The sequence below is a fragment of the Streptomyces viridosporus genome, assembly GCF_002078235.1.
Classification (GTDB): domain Bacteria; phylum Actinomycetota; class Actinomycetes; order Streptomycetales; family Streptomycetaceae; genus Streptomyces; species Streptomyces viridosporus.
On record NZ_MSGP01000681.1, the window covers coordinates 1 to 1,515 of the forward strand.

A 1,515-nucleotide genomic window follows, 5' to 3' on the forward strand; every position below is an offset into this window, starting at 1 on the left:
ACCGCGAGGTCGCCGTCAAGGAGCCCCGCCTCCCGGACCACCTTCCTGAACGTGAACGGTCCAACGCCTTCGAGCGGATGCGCCGCGAGGCCCGTGCCGCCGCCCGGCTCGACCACCCGGCGGTGGTCAACGTGCACGACGTCGCGGTCGTGGACGGTAGGCCGTGGATCGTGATGGAACTGGTCCAGGGCCGTTCGCTGGGTGCCGTCCTGCAGGAGGAGGGCACCCTCTCCGCGCGCGAGGCCGCCCGGGTCGGCCTCGAGGTGCTCGGCGCACTGGAGGCCGCGCACGCGGCGGGCGTCCTGCACCGCGACGTGAAGCCGGACAACGTGCTGCTCGGCCGGTACGACCGGGTCGTCCTCACCGACTTCGGCATCGCCCAGATCGAGGGCGAGACCAACCTGACCGACACCGGCGGCTTCGTCGGTTCCCCCGAGTACATCGCGCCCGAGCGGGTGCTGGGCCAGCGCCCCGGCCCCGCCTCCGACCTGTGGTCGCTCGGAGTGGTGCTGTACGCGGCCACGGAGGGCGTCTCGCCGTTCCGCCGCAGCAACACCCCCGCCACGCTCCAGTCGGTCCTCAACGCCACGCCCGCGCCGCCCGCCTCCGCGCAGGGGCCGCTGGCCGAGGTCATCAACGGCCTGCTGCAGAAGGACCCGGCGCACCGTCCGAACGCCGCCCGGGTCCGTGCCCTGCTGGAGGCGGCCGCGAACCCGCCCGAGCCGCGGCCCACGCAGGTCGTCCGGGCCGCCGCCCCCGGCGGCAAGGGCGTCCGGATCGGCCGCGGAACGCTGATCGGGCTCGGCGCGGCGGTCGTGGCCGGCGCGGTGGCCGCGTACCTGGTGGTCGCCGACCCCTTCGCGGGCCCGCTGCCGGAGGGCTGGAAGACCCACAAGGAGAAGGACGTCGCGGCGACCGTCGCGGTGCCGCAGGACTACCAGCGGTCCGTGCCCGACCGGGAGTCCGACCGGGGGCACTGGGTCCGCTACACCGACTGGAGCGGCAGCATCTGGATCGGCCTGACGCTCGAGAAGAAGGGCGAGGACACCGGCAACAACATCGCGGGTTCCGCCGACGCCGAGATGTACGACGACGACGCCGAGTTCAAGGAGAGGGGCAACTACACCCTCGACATGCCGGCGGACCCGAAGACCGAGCCGAGACCGAACCTGACCTACAAGGGGGAGAAGGCCGCCGAGAACACCGTCGTCTACACCACCGACGACAGCCAGAACCCGCGCCCCCGCGAGATGCGGATCTTCTACTACAAGACCGGTGAGGGCGACATGTACAAACTCACCGTCAGCTACCCGGGCAAGGGCGACTTCACGGAGCGCGGACGCGAGGTGGCCAGGACGGTGATCGGGAACCTGGACGTCGACAAGCTCTGAACCGGCCGGCCCGGACGCACCCGTCGGAGCGGACGGGTCTGCGACTCCCCGGTGGGAGCGGCAGCGGCTCGCCGTCGCGTGCGTGATGCTCGCCGACCCGGGTGGTCGTCGCCGACGAGACGAC

Annotated in this window: 1 protein-coding gene; it reads left to right on the forward strand. The window is 72.5% G+C overall.

The features are described 5' to 3' along the window. A partial coding sequence (locus B7L92_RS35725; RefSeq protein ID WP_081241355.1) for a serine/threonine-protein kinase occupies nucleotides 1-1,391 on the forward strand: 1,391 nt, incomplete at its 5' end. Nucleotides 1,392-1,515: the final 124 nt, after the last annotated feature.